Raw genomic sequence first — 15,586 nt, 5'->3', positions numbered from 1 at the left:
ATAAGAATTAACTAATCTAAAATCCATGGGAGTCATCAATAATTGAAAGGTGGCTCCCATGATGAATACAGTGGCTCTCTTTGATGCACAGGGTGGCTCTCACTGAGTACACGCGCGGCTCATTCTGAAGATATTATTCACAATCAAAAGTATCACCACGTCACGGTTAAAGGAGTTGCGAAAAAAGGTACGGGATACCTGTTTACTTAAATATGCCGCTTTGCTCTTGAATGCAAACTCCTCCCAAAAATGAGTAAAACAGTCCTGCAATACTTTTAAGTATTTACAGGACTGTTTATTTTAGTCACAAGCTATACCTAAGCTTCCAAAGAATGCCTCTTATGCCTCTTATGCCTCTTCTGTATTTCTTACACTTTAATACCCATAGACTTTTCAAGTTTCGCCATATTCACGTTATAATCATATAGCGCCTGGGTATGATTCGTCTTGGCTTGCGTCAACGCTAATTGTGCATCAATCACATCTAAATTTGTACCTACACCGGCATAATATTTGGTTTTGGCTATTTTCAAGTCCTCCGCAGCCTTATCTGCAGCAACTTGGGTTGTTTGAAGGCGTTTTTCTGCTTCACGCATGCTCATATAATTTTGTCGTACTTCCAGTTCAATATTGCCGCGCAGCTGGGTATCCTGGTCTTTGGCCTTAGCTGATGCCGCTTTATTTTGATTCACTCTCGCGTTAGTCAGCCCGGAGTCAAAGACGTTCCAGTTGGCCATAACGTTCATTGACCAGTTATTAGTTTGCCCCGGAAATTCGTCCCCGCTCCAGCCATCTGTTACACCAGTGGTAACTGTCGGACGATTGCCACTTTCAGCAATCTGCACACCTTTTTCAGCAACGGCCATACTATTTTTCGACTGCTGTATTTCTGGGCGATTATTCATTGCGTAGGAAATACAGTCATCTATCAAGGAGTTAAACTCGGTATACGACAATTGGTTGTTCAATATTTGCTCGGTGTCGAGCGGTGCCCCGATTACATTATTAAGATTTGACTTAGCTATCTCAAATGCATTTTGTGCCTTTGTTAAATTCTGCTGTGCATTGGCAAGTTCAACTTCTGATCGGAGTAAATCTGATTTAGCAATAACACCACTGTCAAATTGCGCTTTAACGGTTTTTAAATGCTGCGTTAATGACTCAACTGCTTCTTTATTTACGCCGACCATGTCACTTGCCTGAAGCACACCATAGTATGCGGAAGTAGCATCTAGTTTCACTTGCTCACGAGCTTTATCAACACCTAGATCGCTGATTTCCGCGTTCAGTTTGGCCTGATCAACAAGGCCCTCTAGTCTGCCTCCGGAATAGAGGGTCCAGTTTAGTTTAATGGAACTGTTATAACTTGTGCCTGGCAAAGATTGCGTAGATCCTTGAGCGCGATTGACACCAGTGCCCAAAGATAGTGATGGTCCTTTTCCTGCTTCAGCCTCAGCTACCGCCCCATCGGCTCGTTGCTGATCATCAATTGCCATATTCACGGTCGGGTTATTTTTTAGCGCTAACGCCACGCTATCATCTAACGACAGCCCCGAAGCCGGGTCGGCAAAAGCAATAATGCTATTTAGCATAATTGCAGCTCCTGCAGCAGTACTAAGGAGTACTTTTCTTGAGATCATAACTTTTCCTCTCCATATCTATTAAAATCATATCCATACCTATTAAAATCCATCTACTAAAGTCATAAGATATTAATGGATCGCGACGGGAATTGACTCTTCATCAGCCTCTATTGCCTTCCCAGCGCCCACCTTTGGGATGTCCCGAATTAGCAGAGCTGCGATTACGCCCAAGCTTGCAAGGAAGGCTGCTATTTGAAACAAATCACCATAGGCCATCACCGCTGCTTGTTTTGATACCATTCCCTGCAAGATAGAAAGAGCTGCTGCATAGGCCTGGCTGGACTGCATCCCGCTTTGCATCAAACCGCCTTGAATGCCTGCTATGACCTGCTGGGCCATAGAGGATGATGCATCTATAGAACTAGATAAGATATGGTTGTGAAATATCTGCCTTTGATCAAGCAGCGTCCCCAAAATGGCAATACCAACGCTGCCTCCTACATTCTTAAATAGATTGAACACCCCGGAGCCCACTCCGGATTTTTCTTTTGGCAAAGTAGCCATTGCCGCATTAGATAGAGGTGACATCGTTAGCGCTAATCCTATTCCCATGAATATTAATCGTATAGCGATAAACGGATAACTGGTGTCGGCTGTCATGGTGTGAAAGGAATACAGAGTGATGGAAAGAATCAGCATCCCCAACATAGTCGGTATCTTGCCACCCGATGTATCGGCCAGTTTCCCTCCCATCGGAGCTAAGAAAATCATCGAGGCTATCAGAGGGATCAGCGCTAACCCTGCATGAATAGGTGTGTACCCCAGAATGTTTCTAAGAAAGAAAGGTATTAGAAACAGACCACCGTTTAAGGCCATGAAGGTTAAGAAACCAACGATATTTGCCGCCACGAAGGTAGTGTTTTTAAATAAGTGAAGATCAACCAGTGGCTCCTCTTTATGGCTCTCAGCGTAAAGAAATGCCACCATGCTGACAACCATGATTATGAATAAGCTAACTATATAGAGTGACGTCCATCCTTCTTTTGCTCCCCGATTCAGAATAATAATCAAAGAGCTTAAACTTGTTACCAGCGTCACGCCGCCAACATAATCAATCTTAGCCGAAGTATTATTCGTCTCGGATTCCTGTAAAACGGTGATTGCCAAAACAATACCAACCGCAGCGATTGGTACAATGCTGTTAAACAACATTCGCCAATTTAGATATTCGACAATATAGCCTCCGATGGTAGGGCCAAGCACAGCACCGGCAGCCGCGAGAGCCCCCCACATGCCCATTGCCTGGCCCCGTTCATTGGGTGGAAAGGCATCGGCTACTAGTGTCATTGCATTGGGGAAGAACATTGCTGCCCCTATACCTTGCAAAATCCGGAAAACAATAACAGTAACGCTGCTCCATGATAAACCAACCATCATCGTTGCAATTGTGAATAGTACCAACCCGCTTACATACATTTTTTTACGACCAAACTGGTCACCTAATTTCCCCATGATGGGCAGAGTAGCTCCATATGGGATCATATAGGAAAGTAGTACCCAAGTCACAGAGTCCATAGTAAAGCCGAAGGTACTCATCATGTTGGACAGAGCAATATCAAGAGAGCTACTTACATAGCCGCTTAATACCGTACCCAAGGAGACGATAAAGAGCACAAAATACTTGTTAGGCTGATTGCGCGCAGTCGCTGTATTCACATCCAACACCTACCTTGTGCGAATGTCAACAACTGCAGACATTCCCGGTTTCAATACCGAGTTACCGGCATCAATAACTTTAACTTTGACCGTAATGCGCTGTGTAACCTTGGTAAAGTTGCCGGTTGCATTATCCGACGGGAGCAGCGCAAATTGCGACCCAGTAGCGGCACCAACATCAGTAACTTCCCCTTTGAAATTTTTGCCGGGGTAAGCATCAACTTTGAATTCAACACTTTGTCCTATCTGGACTTTACCAATATCCGTCTCTTCAATATTAACCTCAACCCAGGCATCTGCAGGATTCGTAATACTAAATAGTGTTTGTCCCACCGATACCATTTCGCCGGGATCAATCGAAGCTTTGGCGATAGTTCCTGAAATCGGCGCTTTAATTACGGAATTATTGAGCTGCAATTGTGCATTTTTCAGCGCTGCAGCCGCCTGAGCCATTTGAGCCTCGGCAAATTGTCGGTCTTGCTCTGTTGCCCCTTCGCTAACCAGGCTCAATCCCTCTGCCGCCGCATCATACTGTGCCTGAGCCACTTTTAACGCAGTTTGAGCAGAGTCACGCTGCTGCGCCGACATCGCGCCGTCTTCATACAAACTTGCCGCACGCTCATAGTTCTTTCGGGCATTATCTAAATTGGCGACTGCTTGTTCAACGGAAGCCTGTGATTGAGCAACTTGTTGAGGTCGGTTTCCTGCCTGAAGAGATGCAAATTTTGCTTGGGCTGACGCTAAGTTAGCCTGGGCTTGTTCAACTTGAATTTGTAAAGATACACTATCGATATTAGCGATTATTTGCCCTGCTTCAACATGGTCGCCCTCTTTTACAAGAATCTCTTCTACTTGCCCAGGAACTTTCGTACTCACATTTACAATGTTATTTTTCACTCTTGCGTCATCAGTTGATATTTTCCCACTAGAAGATATCCACCACCAGCCACCGACAACAAGAAGTAGGCCTGTGATTGCACCGGCAATCATAACAGTTTTGCGGTTATTTAATATCTTTAGTTTACTCATAATTATCCTCTTCCCTATAAATCATTCTTCAAATAAAAAACTACGTATTACTTTTTGGCAGCGCTCGATTTCTAAAAACTTAGCTTGCGCTACCTCTTTAAGCTGCTCAAAATACACAAGACCATTTTCAGTTATGGTATAGATACGTTTACCACGGGTATTAGGGTTTTCCCAACTACCTTCTACATACCCGTTCTCCTCCATCTCTCGTAGCAAAGGATAAATGAAATTAGGATTTGGCTTGACCGTATCTTGAGTTATCCTTTTAATTTCATCGGCAATCTGATTGCCGTAGGCTGGCGTATCCTTTAAAATCCGCAGAATCAGCAGCCCAGTAATGTGCTTAATCCAGACTTTTTTCTCATTGTTGGACGATGACATGAGCTACCTCCATTTACATAAGTAATTAACTTTAACATTATTAATTTTAATAAGTTTTTAGCCTGTAGTCAATCTGTGGATTGATGGCAACTATGGAATGATTTAGGTTGATTTATTAATACAAATAAAATACTGCCTGCGAAAAAGAGCAGCGCCGATAAAAAATTATACCCCCTTAACAAGAATATCGCCTAGACAACGTCTAGGCGAACATAAAAACACATATTTGAAATTACCAAAAAACCACGAACCCTTAAATCAAGCTACTTCCGCTCTATCAACGCAACTGACTCAACGTGTGTAAAGGTGACTAAAAAACATATGATGGTTACTACTTTAACTTGCCGGTTTTTTTTCAAAATCATGATTTAAAAAGCTTTCTAATTCTTTTAGCGGAACACTTATTTCTACAAAACTTTTTGCACTGTCATCTGCAGGCATATAATAGAAAACTATATTTTCCCCCTCAAAAAATATTCTTATACCTTCAGCTTCCACGCCATACTTTGACCCCATAGCTTTAGCTTTTTGATTTAATAATGTCATGACTTTTTCTACAGATGTCGGGTCATCTTTGACGAAATTTTTAAATACTATTTCATTTGAAGATTTAACATTCAAATTAACACTCTGTTGAATATTGATTTCTCTGCCATTGGAAATTCTACCTGTACCTTTAAACAATACACTTATTATGTCCTTATCCATTTTTGTAATTTTATAATCTATACTAATATTTTGATACATTTCTCCTTTTCCATATATGTCAACGATTTTTTTCAAACTTTGATTCATATAATCCATTAGCAATTGCCCTTTATACCCCGAGATTTGCGGATAAAATATTTTGGTATTACTGTCCCTCATCTCTGATACTTTTCTAATGATTTCGTATCCCATTTCTTTATTATCATTATTATCTTTGCTAATGCTTTTCTCTTTTTCTTGGGCTTGTGATTCACTGATTATTGGGTTATTTACCCCTTGGTTCGATGTTGTTCCACAGCCTGTAAACATTGATACTATAACTAAAATTGTAGCAAATAATACTATTCGGGGTTTCATGCACCTCATCCTTTCTGCAAATCATATACTGCTTATTTTATATACTCATTACTAACCAAAATATCCGCTATGATATCAGTTGGTATAGCGAATTGCACAATTCCCATATATCCTGGGGCAGCCTCGTATTTATCAAATGAAATTACCAGCTTACCTTCTGAATCAATATAGAAGCTTTGTTCTTTTGAAATTTTTTCAAATAGCTTCATAGTCCCTTTCTGCTCGATCCCTGCAACCCAATAAAACTTATTATTATCTGCTTTATTCTGTTCTATCATTTGCTTTTTAATGTTTTCACTTATAATTTCAACATACCTATCGTCTTTAAATAAGCTTGGTAAAGTAATTAGGATTCCGTTTTTCTTATCTATGGTATCATACTTCATTTTTGTTGATGAAGAACCCACGGTATTCACCACATAACGACCTATAGAAAGAATTCTGTCAGTATCGGTCTTCACTTCATAACCGCTATTTACGCCTAAATGACCGCCACCATTTTTCTTCAAGTTTTCCATATCAGCCATAAACTGTTCATATAACTTTTTGTTTTCAGCAAGGTATTTTTCATTCAAGCTATTTTCCAGGGTTTTGTTTTCTAAACCTTGTACGGCAGGTATTTTTATATTCGTATTGAAGGTATCTTCGTTTACAGTAAATTCTCTAAAAGTTAAAACTTTTACAATACTACCTACAACTGGTACTTTTGTTATTGCTGCTGCAAAAACCGGGCTAGTATTAACGCCTACAGTAAGTACGACAAATGCTGCGGCAATTGAAGCGGTTGCTATTCTTATTCTTTTAAAATTATTATTTCTTAAACTGTTATTAATTCCGTTATCTTTTAAGGCTTTTCTTACTACAAAGTCCAATTCCGAAGGAATAGTCACATTCATATATTCCTTTTTCAATATTTCCAATTTTTTATCCATTATGAGTGGTCCTCCTTACCTAATTATTCATTTGAATACGTAACATTTTTAGTGATTTGTATAAGCGTGTTTTTATTGTATTAACATTTTCATCTAAAATAGCCGCAATTTCTTCTATTTTTAAATCCTCAAAAAACCTAAGTACTACTACACTACGGTATTGAACAGGTAAATTATCTAATGCTTTTTGAAGATCTATGTCCTCACAATTATCAAATGTACCTGAATCTAAACTTAATAACACTTCATCATCTACTACAACTAGCTTCTTCCGTTTTCGAAGTAAATCCAAGGAGGTATTTACTAAAATTTTATAAAACCAAGTTTTTAAATAGCCAGGATTTTTGAGAGTATCAACAGTTGAAATGGCTTTATAAATAGATTCCTGTATAACATCCAAAGCATCATCAACATTTTTAACGTAACTAAAAGCTAGTCGATAGTGGTTCTCCTTATTGTTAATTACGTAATCTACTAATTGTTTTTCTATAATGCATTCCCTCATTAGTGCGAATAGCTCCTTTCTCTGTTTACACTGTATAGACGCCGGTGATACATAAAAAGTTTGCAACATATATGGATTTTGTAATAAAAATCTTTCCAACCTATTCTGAGAACATGGCTATTCTTCTATAGCAATCTACAGCGGAGATCTATGTCCTCCTCCTCAAGGAATGCCGGGCTTACAATGGTGTGGAACGTAAGTCAATCAGCGTTTCCCACCATTGGATGTAAGATAAAACTATTCTTCCTTGTCTGGAATACCTTTACGCAAAACTAGCCTTTATTACGTGTATTTGTTTAATTTCGTGTAATAATACCGACGCCCCCCTAACGAAAAATCACCTAGACTTATGTCTAGGTGAACATAAACTCACGTATGAAATTACCTAAGATGCTAGACGAAAGAACCGTCACCGTGTCTGCTACAAGTAAAGATTTAGGACAACGAATACAACAAACTCCTCATCATTCACGTCACAGTAAATGATGAGGAGTTCTTTACTTTAGCTAAACAATTTTGAGCTAACGCTTTTAACAGACTAGCCGATATTCGCCTGATATGTAATTACGAAATGCCCTAAGAACTTCTGTCCGCACTTCTTCCTGCGTAACAAACCAGTCGGCAAATCCTTTAAGTACGCCGGCATTGTTAGCCATATCGGCAATACGCCGGACATCGCCTCTGGAAAGTTTTGCTGGAGTTTCTGCAACTACGTTTAGTAAACTAAGATAACTGATGTTAGAAATGGCTTTGCGATTAATTTTAGTCATTTGTATCAGCCTCCAGTTGTGCGAATATTACTTATATTAATAATATGTTAACATGATCAAAAATGCAACTGAAAAATCATGTAAGTTTCCGAAAAGACGACTTCTTATTGTATCAAGTGATACCGAATACGTAAGTGCCACACCCTTTAGGTAACTTACTATAAAATTAGATACTTTTACAAGAATTAAAAGTTATAAATGTATCTGAGGCTGCCTGGTTTATATATTCAGCAAAATTGCCTTTTAGCTGACATGGAATCTTCGGAAAAAAGCCCGAGAATTACCTGTGTATCCAATACTTTGTTGAAATGATGATCTTCCTGTTGCATTAAATACTTGGTGGCTGTTTAGCCTTTATAATGCGAATTGGTCTTCATCTTTACCTTCTGTGTTGGTTGGCTACAGATTAATGTCCATCAATTTATTTCCACGCCATCGAATAAATTTTTCCAAATCGTTATAGGAAATAGTAACAGTCTCAGTATTTAAATTAGGATGAAGCTTCATGTTGCTAGATCTTTTTATGCTTGCGTCGAGCACAACAATGACTTCTTTGTTATCATCGTTTAATAATCCGAAAGGAGAGACCGCCCCCCGCGATAACCCCAGATATTGTTCAAGCCGCTTTTCTGAAGCAAAACTTAACTGTTTTTCAGCCAAATGGTTTGCCAAAATCTTCAGGTCAATAGTAGTTGAATGGTCGGCAACTACGAGGAAATGCCTATCCCCTTTCTGGTTCCGCAGAAAAAGATTTTTACACATAACGCCATCTTTGCCGCCAATATATTGATGCCATTCCTCTACAGTATATACAGGTGGATGTTGATAAAGTTGGTATGAAATGTTTAATTCATTTAATACCTGAAACACTTTTTTGTCTTGTTCCATCACCGTAACTCCTTTTAGCCCCGCTTTACACACAAATATAAGTACCAGCAAAGTTAAAACCATAAATAACTATTGATGAATCTGTTATATACTTCCTTCTTATTGCACTTTTCAAAGATATATCTATTCTCGCAATGCTTGAGGGACTAATCTCCCTCAAGCATTGCGAGAATAACTTCTATTTTAGCCTTGCTCTTCTAACAAACATCCGTCATCCTATTGGTTAACGCTCTTTGAAACAGAGCCAGCCTGAGCCAGACTTAAGCCACCGGTCTCCTCAGCTAAAGTTATACAAGCAATAAGCCCCACAAAAGTAATTGCTGTCATGATGAGCATAGTTGGGCCGAGCCCGTAAGTTTGCAGCCAGTTAGGCAAAAGATATGTACCGACACACGCTCCAATACGACTTAAAGCGGTACCCATGCCTACTGCCGTAGCTCTGATATCGGTAGGGAACAACTCGTTGGGATAAATCCATTCAAGAATATTCGGCCCGCCTGAAGCCAGAGCATAAATAGAAAACCCGGCCATAATCACCCAAGGAGAAGCGTTCGGGAACACACCTAAAATTAACATTCCTAAGGTCATAAAAACAAAGCTCCAGATGATAAGAGGACGTCGCCCCATGCTGTTGACCCAATATAGCGCAGGACCGATACCAATTAAAAACATAGCGCTAAGAACTATGTCACCAAGCATGGCCTCCTTGCCATGCCCCAGCCCGAACATCTCCAATATTACCGGGCCAAAAGTGTAAATGGCAAACAGCGGCACTATTTGACACATCCAAAATGCACCGACAAAGATTATCCGTTTAAAATAGCCGCCCTCGAAAATTTTCCCAAAGCGGGTTTTACCGATTTCCACTTCACAATCATCAATATCTGCCTCAGGACCGTATACCCTTTTCATGACAGCCCGGGCTTCTTCAACACGATTTTTACTTAGCAGCCAGCGCGGCGATTCCGGAGTACCCCACCGCCCTATAATCAATATGATAGCCGGGATAGCCGCACTACCCAACATCCACTTCCAACCGTTTTCTACATCCAGTAACAAATACCCTACAATATCGGCGGCGGTTGCCCCGACATACCACATGGCTATTAAGCCGCCTAACATGAAACCCCTATATTTTTGGGGAGCAAATTCCGCCAATAGCGAAGTAGCAATTGGATAATCGGCCCCTACGGCCACTCCAATTAGAAATCTGAGAATAACAAGTTCCATTGGTGTTGTAACAAACATTTGCGCAATTGAACCTATGACTAATGCGAGTAGGTCGAGTGTATACATCGTCTTACGCCCAATTATATCGGTCAAATACCCAAATACCGCACCACCTATAAAAAGTCCGGCGAGGGAAGATGCCCCGATCATTCCTGACCAATATGCATCAAGTTTAAGTTGCGGACCCAATTGGACGAGTGCCGCTCCGATTATAACCAAAATGTAACCATCTAAAAAAGGACCGCCGCTACAGTAAAGAGTTAACTTCTTTAGGAATGGGGTAAACGCACAATCTTCAATCACAGACTTAGGCTTAGACATTAATTTCCCCTCCTTAATTGATCCTTGAGTTTAGAATCGAGATTTTTGGTCTTAAGTTCACATTTCAATACAGATTAGTAAACCACCTCCTGTGGAGAATCGTTGCGGTTCAAAGCTTTGTGCCTTGAGCCATTTTTATTTCTCCTCCAGCAAAACACTAGATAAAATTTAGAATTTGACAAAAAGAACCTCGGCTTCTTGTTAACATAGTCGCAATAGCGGCACTTTAGCTGCCTATCTTCTTTAACCAGGGTAGCCTATTTGTAATTCCATCGCGATCTCATTTAAAACTTCAATGTTTTGTTGAAGAACAAATCAAAGTTCATTATTTTAATAACATTGCGTGCGCTATTTTTCAGAATATTAGGAATTTTAATATTGCTATTGTGCCACTTTAGGAGTTTATTGGATACTAGTTATCTTCTTTGACAATCTACGATAGTAGCTTTGCTAGTATCACTTAACTTGACCAATTTCTTTTCTCCGCGTGATATGGTATACCTCGAGGATTGAAATAATCCAGACTGCGATTCCTCCAGAGGATCTGCCAATCACTGAAATGTTGGCCGATGATAGCTGGAATGTGATGTAGCCAAAAATACACATCCAAAAAATCATCACCAACCCCCGCATTGGCCTTGATAATAAAACATAGCCAGAACCTGGTACAAGGAAAGCAGCCATTACCGGAGCCCATGCAGGCATGATAACCCTCCTATGCTATTAATTAGTATCCCTGTGCCCGTGGCCAGCAAGTTACATTCGCTTTGAGAAAAGCCTGTGTATCAACAAACTTATAGCGATGTACTGCGAACCAAAGAGAAGCTAAAAAATAGAACAATAGACCGGCCAGTACGTTGACCCAATAGCCGAAATACATTCCAGTCAGCGTCGTTAAGGTTAGAATAAGCAATATAAACGCCGGCAACGGATGCCAAGGTGCCACATACCCACGTTCAATAGATCCCATGGGATACATCTTTCTAAATTTAAACATCATATAACCCATGAATAAATATACCAGCAAGGCCGATAAAATCGAAAATGTAATGACTTGATCCAACAGCCCCGTAAAACCAAACGCCAGTGAAATCGGTAATAGGAACAAGATAGCCCGATAAGGAGTTTTATACTTAGGATGGATTGCCGAAAAAGCACCGGGTATCAAGGTATCTCTCGACATTGCGAACCAGGCACGGCTGGCATCGTTAATACAGCCATTCGCACTTGCCATACAGGCTAAAATCGTGCCGACGAACATAATTGCGATAACCCCGGGCAGTTGCGTTGCCAGAGCAGCCTCATACAGTGGGTAAACGGATTCCCCCAGAGTTTCAGCCCCTATCAGACCAGAACAGACGAACCAAGTTACGGTTGCCCCACCTAGCAGTGTTACCATTCCAATGAGCGTCCCCACAGGAAGTGAACGTGCAGTTGAGCGACATTCCTCTGCCGCTAAGGCGGTCCCTTCTATCCCTAGAAAGAACCAGATTGCAAACTGTAGCGCAGCAATGATTCCTACCCAGCCATAAGGTAATCCATTCGTCAACTCTGAAATCCTAAGGATACTTTGCGAAGCATCCTGAAAGTGAGTTGAAAACAGAAGCACAAAGATGGTCACAAAAGCTATAGCCGTAATAAAGAAATTTAGGGTTAATGTGGCATAAACTCCACGGTAATTGAGATACGTCAATAGCAACAACGTCAAGATAATATAAGGTAAACTTTGTATGGCTGGATCTATGGATTGTAAGATTTCGCCGACCACCAAAGCGTCTGCCGCTTCAAGCATAACATACTCAAAAACCAGCATTAGCCCGACGTTAAAAGCTGCCAGCGGACCTAGAAGGTACTTGGCCATTGCGTATTGACCACCTGCTTCAGGAATAACCGATCCGATTTCAGTGTTAATCATGACCAAGGCAATATACAAAATTGCTATAACCCAGCAAGCTATAATGGCTCCCAGAGACCCTCCCTTAGCCACGGTAAAGTTCCAGCCCATAAACTCCCCAACCAGAACAATACCTACACCCAATGCCCATATATGCATCGGTCCCAAGACTTTTGAAAGATGCTGTTCTTCATTGTGCTCAATTGTCGTCACATCGGCCATGAATTTTGTCCTCCTCTTTCCGCCGTATTTCAACCCGGATAAAATCTTGCACAAGGAGTACAAATATAAAGGCACATAACCCCCAGGTGACCCAGTTCATCAGTGACCATAGATTCAATTTAATTCCCCCATACTGGATTAGCATTAACTCATTATTTGCCGAACCTAGTCATAGCGGCACTTAATCATGGCCTTAAGTTCATTATCAGACCTTGAAATCACATAAAACATATAGGCCCCCAAAGCCATAATAATTATTGAAAAAACAGACAGATTAAAGGAATAGTCAATCCCTGCGGTTGAGCCTGAACCCACGAGAACCTTACCCCGCATTAACATAGTTGTCAGAAGTATAACGAAGCAGAGCAACATAATAAACATAACGTCAAATACTTCCATAAAGAAACTATTTTTATGTGTCTTCTGCTTTTCGGCATCGCTCACTTTGCAATCTCCTTTCGATATCCATGACAATCCGATGAATTATAGGTTTTTATCTATCCTGAACTTCGAAAAGCAATCCTCTTTACTGTATGACCTGGCGCAATTCATCGCGGTATACGCTAACCCGGTTCTTCTTCAGATGCACCAAAACAGCAATTAAAGAAGTAGTCATGAAAATACCAGCCATGACTCCTGCTGCTAACATCACATTCCTAATTAAATCATTGGGAGCCAAACTACTTACACTTACTAAAACATATCCTAAAATCAACCAAACAAAGATAATAAATATTACAACTAGCCCAGTATCGTTTCGGTACATTTTATCTATTTTCTCCCAATCATTCTCCACTCTATATCACCCCACATAACTCCTACTCTCTCTAATTCACCCCTTAACTCAACCAACATTACTCAAAGTGGGCTCTCCCAAATCAACAAAGAATTTTTCTTTTATTTCTTCCCTTTCCCATTCCGGACGTTCTACAGCAGTTATTTCGATAAGTGATTCAATGTAAAGATCATTTTCTATCATTCCGGCTTGCGCATATCTATCCTGATGGCTTACTACTAATTCAATCTCTTTTGCCCCTGCTTTATTTGCAGCAAGCACTGCCTCTTTCTTGGCTTTGTCCAGTGCATAAGACACTGCAACTTCCAAATCCTCAAACAGCTTACATTCCCAAGGGGCATGCAGCAAATAGGTTCCATCTTTTTCTCCTGGTTTAATCAATACTTTGACAGTCTCCATAATCTTACCAGTTGCTGCCCCGACTGCGTTGGCTACTTCAGCATGCTCAGGAACGATCAAACTGGTATTCAGTTTTTCCGCCATAGCCGGCAACCAAGCCCGAACCGGAGCACCGATACCGACAATTGGCATATTGATTTTAAAAGAACAGTCAAATCCTTGGTCTTGTTTGGGTGATAAGGCTTTTTGTATAAAATACATGACATCGGGTGTATTTTTTATCTTGATGTTTGGCTCATCACAGCCTACAAGACTTTGAAGACAGGTAATGCAAAGTTCATTGATTATTTTTTCTGTTACCAGTCGAATAAACTCTTTCGGGCTTTTTCTCATTCGACTTGCTAAGACTTCTACTCCTAATTCCGCTGCTTCCCGGTTCCATTGATGATAGGTCCCTTTGGCATGCAGGATGTCAGTGGGAGTGAGAGATATTCTGGCTAATACCCCCAAATTAACGAGATGTTGTAAATTTAGAAGGTTAGGATCCAGATTCATCCTTTGGGTTAGGTAATATAGACTTCTTGGCCCGCCTTGAAGAATTTCAACTACTTCTTTTTCTTGGTCATTCAATACTTCAACAGTAGTCTGTTTAAGGAACATGAAACAATCGGTTGCTTGGGCAAACATAAGATCGTAGGTCTTTTCAAAATTCAATTTCAGTTCATCGACTAAATAAGGATGTTGGTACGCAACCACAGATAACGGCCATACCCTTTGTGGACCTACCTGAATTTCTCCATCTTTGCTAATTTGGATATAGCTATCGCCACCTAGACCGTAGGTATATATTTGTGCGGCTTGAACACGTGTGAGCCACCCACCTACTGTTGCCCCCTCCTGGTTGATTCTGGGCACTCCATTTTTCAGAATGGCAATATCGGTCGTGGTTCCCCCCATGTCGAGTACCAGGGCATCGGAAGCCTTGGTAAGAAAGGTTCCACCTATGATACTGGAAGCCGGTCCCGAGAGAATAGTCTCAATAGGTTTCTCACGCGCCAGAGCTTCTCCCATCATACACCCGTCCCCTTTAACAACCATAACGGGTGCTTCTATCCCTTTTTCGTCAAGTACCTTTTTTACCGATTCAATTAATTCGGTAATGATTGGAATTAAGCGAGCATTGAGAACTGCAGTAACTGTTCTTTCATGGAATCCTAAAGAAGTCGTTAGCTGGTGAGCGCATACCACCGGAAGATCCAGAATTTCACCTACCATACCCATTACAGCAATTTCGTGTTCTGGATTCCTCACACTAAGATATCCCGAAATAGCTACGGCATCTACTTTGCCTTTCAGCTCGCAAATAGCTTGGCGGGTTTTCTCCAAATCCAGTTCTGCATTGGGACGCCCTTTGAGATTGTGCCCTCCCGGCAAAACATAATAATGTTTTACCGGGAGTGAATCTATTGGATTATAGCCAATCATCAAAAGACCTACTTCACAGCCGCGACCTTCTACAATTGCATTGGTTGCTAATGTGGTTGAAAGCGAAACCACACTGATTTTCTTAAAATCCTCAAAATCTAAATTAGCAATACAATTTCGAATGCCAATGGATAGATCCTCACGGGTCGTCAAAGCTTTGGCCTTCTTCAATATCTGTTTGCTTCTAAGCTCCACGACCACGCCATCGGTATAAGTTCCGCCGGTATCTATTCCCAATACCAGTGACATTTCTATCCCTCCTTACGAAAGCAAAAGCAGGTAGCTCAATTTTTCTTTAATCGTCTTCGCCCGGCATATGTCCGACAGCGTTTTCTACAATATCTCTGATCTTGGCGGCAATATCCTTCGGCAGAGGAATTGGCTCGTGGTAATTAATAATATCCCGGACTTTTTCATTGGCTACCTGAGT

General features: G+C 40.8%; 15 protein-coding genes. All 15 read right to left on the bottom strand.

Features of this window, described 5'->3' with window-relative positions; genetic code table 11:
* Positions 1–368: 368 nt before the first annotated feature.
* The 15 genes from VN447_RS15780 to VN447_RS15710 all read right to left on the bottom strand — a co-directional run bounded on the left by VN447_RS15780 (position 369) and on the right by VN447_RS15710 (position 15,405).
* On the bottom strand, positions 369–1,592 hold the full coding sequence (locus VN447_RS15780) for a TolC family protein (RefSeq protein WP_325526303.1): 1,224 nt from the start codon (positions 1,590–1,592) through the stop codon (positions 369–371).
* A 120-nt stretch (positions 1,593–1,712) separates the two neighbouring features.
* Positions 1,713–3,299 (bottom strand): DHA2 family efflux MFS transporter permease subunit, encoded by a 1,587-nt coding sequence (locus VN447_RS15775; RefSeq protein WP_325526302.1) that lies wholly within the window; start codon positions 3,297–3,299, stop codon positions 1,713–1,715.
* A gap of 9 nt (positions 3,300–3,308) precedes the next feature.
* Entirely contained in the window at positions 3,309–4,328 is a 1,020-nt protein-coding gene (locus VN447_RS15770) for an HlyD family secretion protein (protein ID WP_325526301.1), read from the bottom strand.
* Positions 4,329–4,349: 21 nt separating this feature from the next.
* Complete coding sequence (locus VN447_RS15765; RefSeq protein ID WP_325526300.1) at positions 4,350–4,709, bottom strand: PadR family transcriptional regulator; 360 nt, start codon at positions 4,707–4,709, stop codon at positions 4,350–4,352.
* Positions 4,710–5,045: 336 nt separating this feature from the next.
* Complete coding sequence (locus tag VN447_RS15760) at positions 5,046–5,774, bottom strand: hypothetical protein (RefSeq protein WP_325526299.1); 729 nt, start codon at positions 5,772–5,774, stop codon at positions 5,046–5,048.
* Between the two features lie 32 nt (positions 5,775–5,806).
* Positions 5,807–6,706 carry an anti-sigma-V factor rsiV gene (locus tag VN447_RS15755; RefSeq protein ID WP_325526298.1) on the bottom strand — a complete coding sequence of 300 codons (900 nt, stop codon included), beginning with the start codon at positions 6,704–6,706 and terminating at the stop codon, positions 5,807–5,809.
* A gap of 19 nt (positions 6,707–6,725) precedes the next feature.
* On the bottom strand, positions 6,726–7,211 hold the full coding sequence (locus tag VN447_RS15750) for a sigma-70 family RNA polymerase sigma factor (protein ID WP_325526297.1): 486 nt from the start codon (positions 7,209–7,211) through the stop codon (positions 6,726–6,728).
* Between the two features lie 530 nt (positions 7,212–7,741).
* A complete protein-coding gene (locus VN447_RS15745) occupies positions 7,742–7,981 on the bottom strand; it encodes a hypothetical protein (protein ID WP_325526296.1) in 240 nt (79 codons plus the stop codon).
* 399 nt (positions 7,982–8,380) lie between these two features.
* A complete protein-coding gene (locus tag VN447_RS15740) occupies positions 8,381–8,869 on the bottom strand; it encodes a prolyl-tRNA synthetase associated domain-containing protein (RefSeq protein WP_325526295.1) in 489 nt (162 codons plus the stop codon).
* Between the two features lie 216 nt (positions 8,870–9,085).
* Positions 9,086–10,420: an MFS transporter gene (locus VN447_RS15735; protein ID WP_325526294.1), complete on the bottom strand. Its 1,335-nt coding sequence runs from the start codon at positions 10,418–10,420 to the stop codon at positions 9,086–9,088.
* A gap of 456 nt (positions 10,421–10,876) precedes the next feature.
* Positions 10,877–11,125, bottom strand: coding sequence for a hypothetical protein (locus VN447_RS15730; RefSeq protein WP_325526293.1), 249 nt, complete (start codon positions 11,123–11,125; stop codon positions 10,877–10,879).
* A 22-nt stretch (positions 11,126–11,147) separates the two neighbouring features.
* Positions 11,148–12,536: an APC family permease gene (locus tag VN447_RS15725; RefSeq protein WP_325526292.1), complete on the bottom strand. Its 1,389-nt coding sequence runs from the start codon at positions 12,534–12,536 to the stop codon at positions 11,148–11,150.
* 165 nt (positions 12,537–12,701) lie between these two features.
* Positions 12,702–12,980 (bottom strand): hypothetical protein, encoded by a 279-nt coding sequence (locus tag VN447_RS15720; protein ID WP_325526291.1) that lies wholly within the window; start codon positions 12,978–12,980, stop codon positions 12,702–12,704.
* A gap of 82 nt (positions 12,981–13,062) precedes the next feature.
* The gene (locus tag VN447_RS15715; protein WP_325526290.1) at positions 13,063–13,332 is read right to left on the bottom strand and encodes a hypothetical protein; all 270 of its coding nucleotides are present in this window, start codon (positions 13,330–13,332) and stop codon (positions 13,063–13,065) included.
* A gap of 48 nt (positions 13,333–13,380) precedes the next feature.
* On the bottom strand, positions 13,381–15,405 hold the full coding sequence (locus tag VN447_RS15710) for a hydantoinase/oxoprolinase family protein (RefSeq protein WP_325526289.1): 2,025 nt from the start codon (positions 15,403–15,405) through the stop codon (positions 13,381–13,383).
* Between the last annotated feature and the right edge of the window lie 181 nt (positions 15,406–15,586).

It is taken from the genome of Sporomusa sp., assembly GCF_035561155.1.
In the GTDB taxonomy this organism is placed as follows: Bacteria; Bacillota; Negativicutes; order Sporomusales; family Sporomusaceae; genus Sporomusa.
The sequence above is the reverse complement of the archived record's forward strand: the minus strand, read 5'-3'. Positions and strand labels throughout refer to the sequence as shown.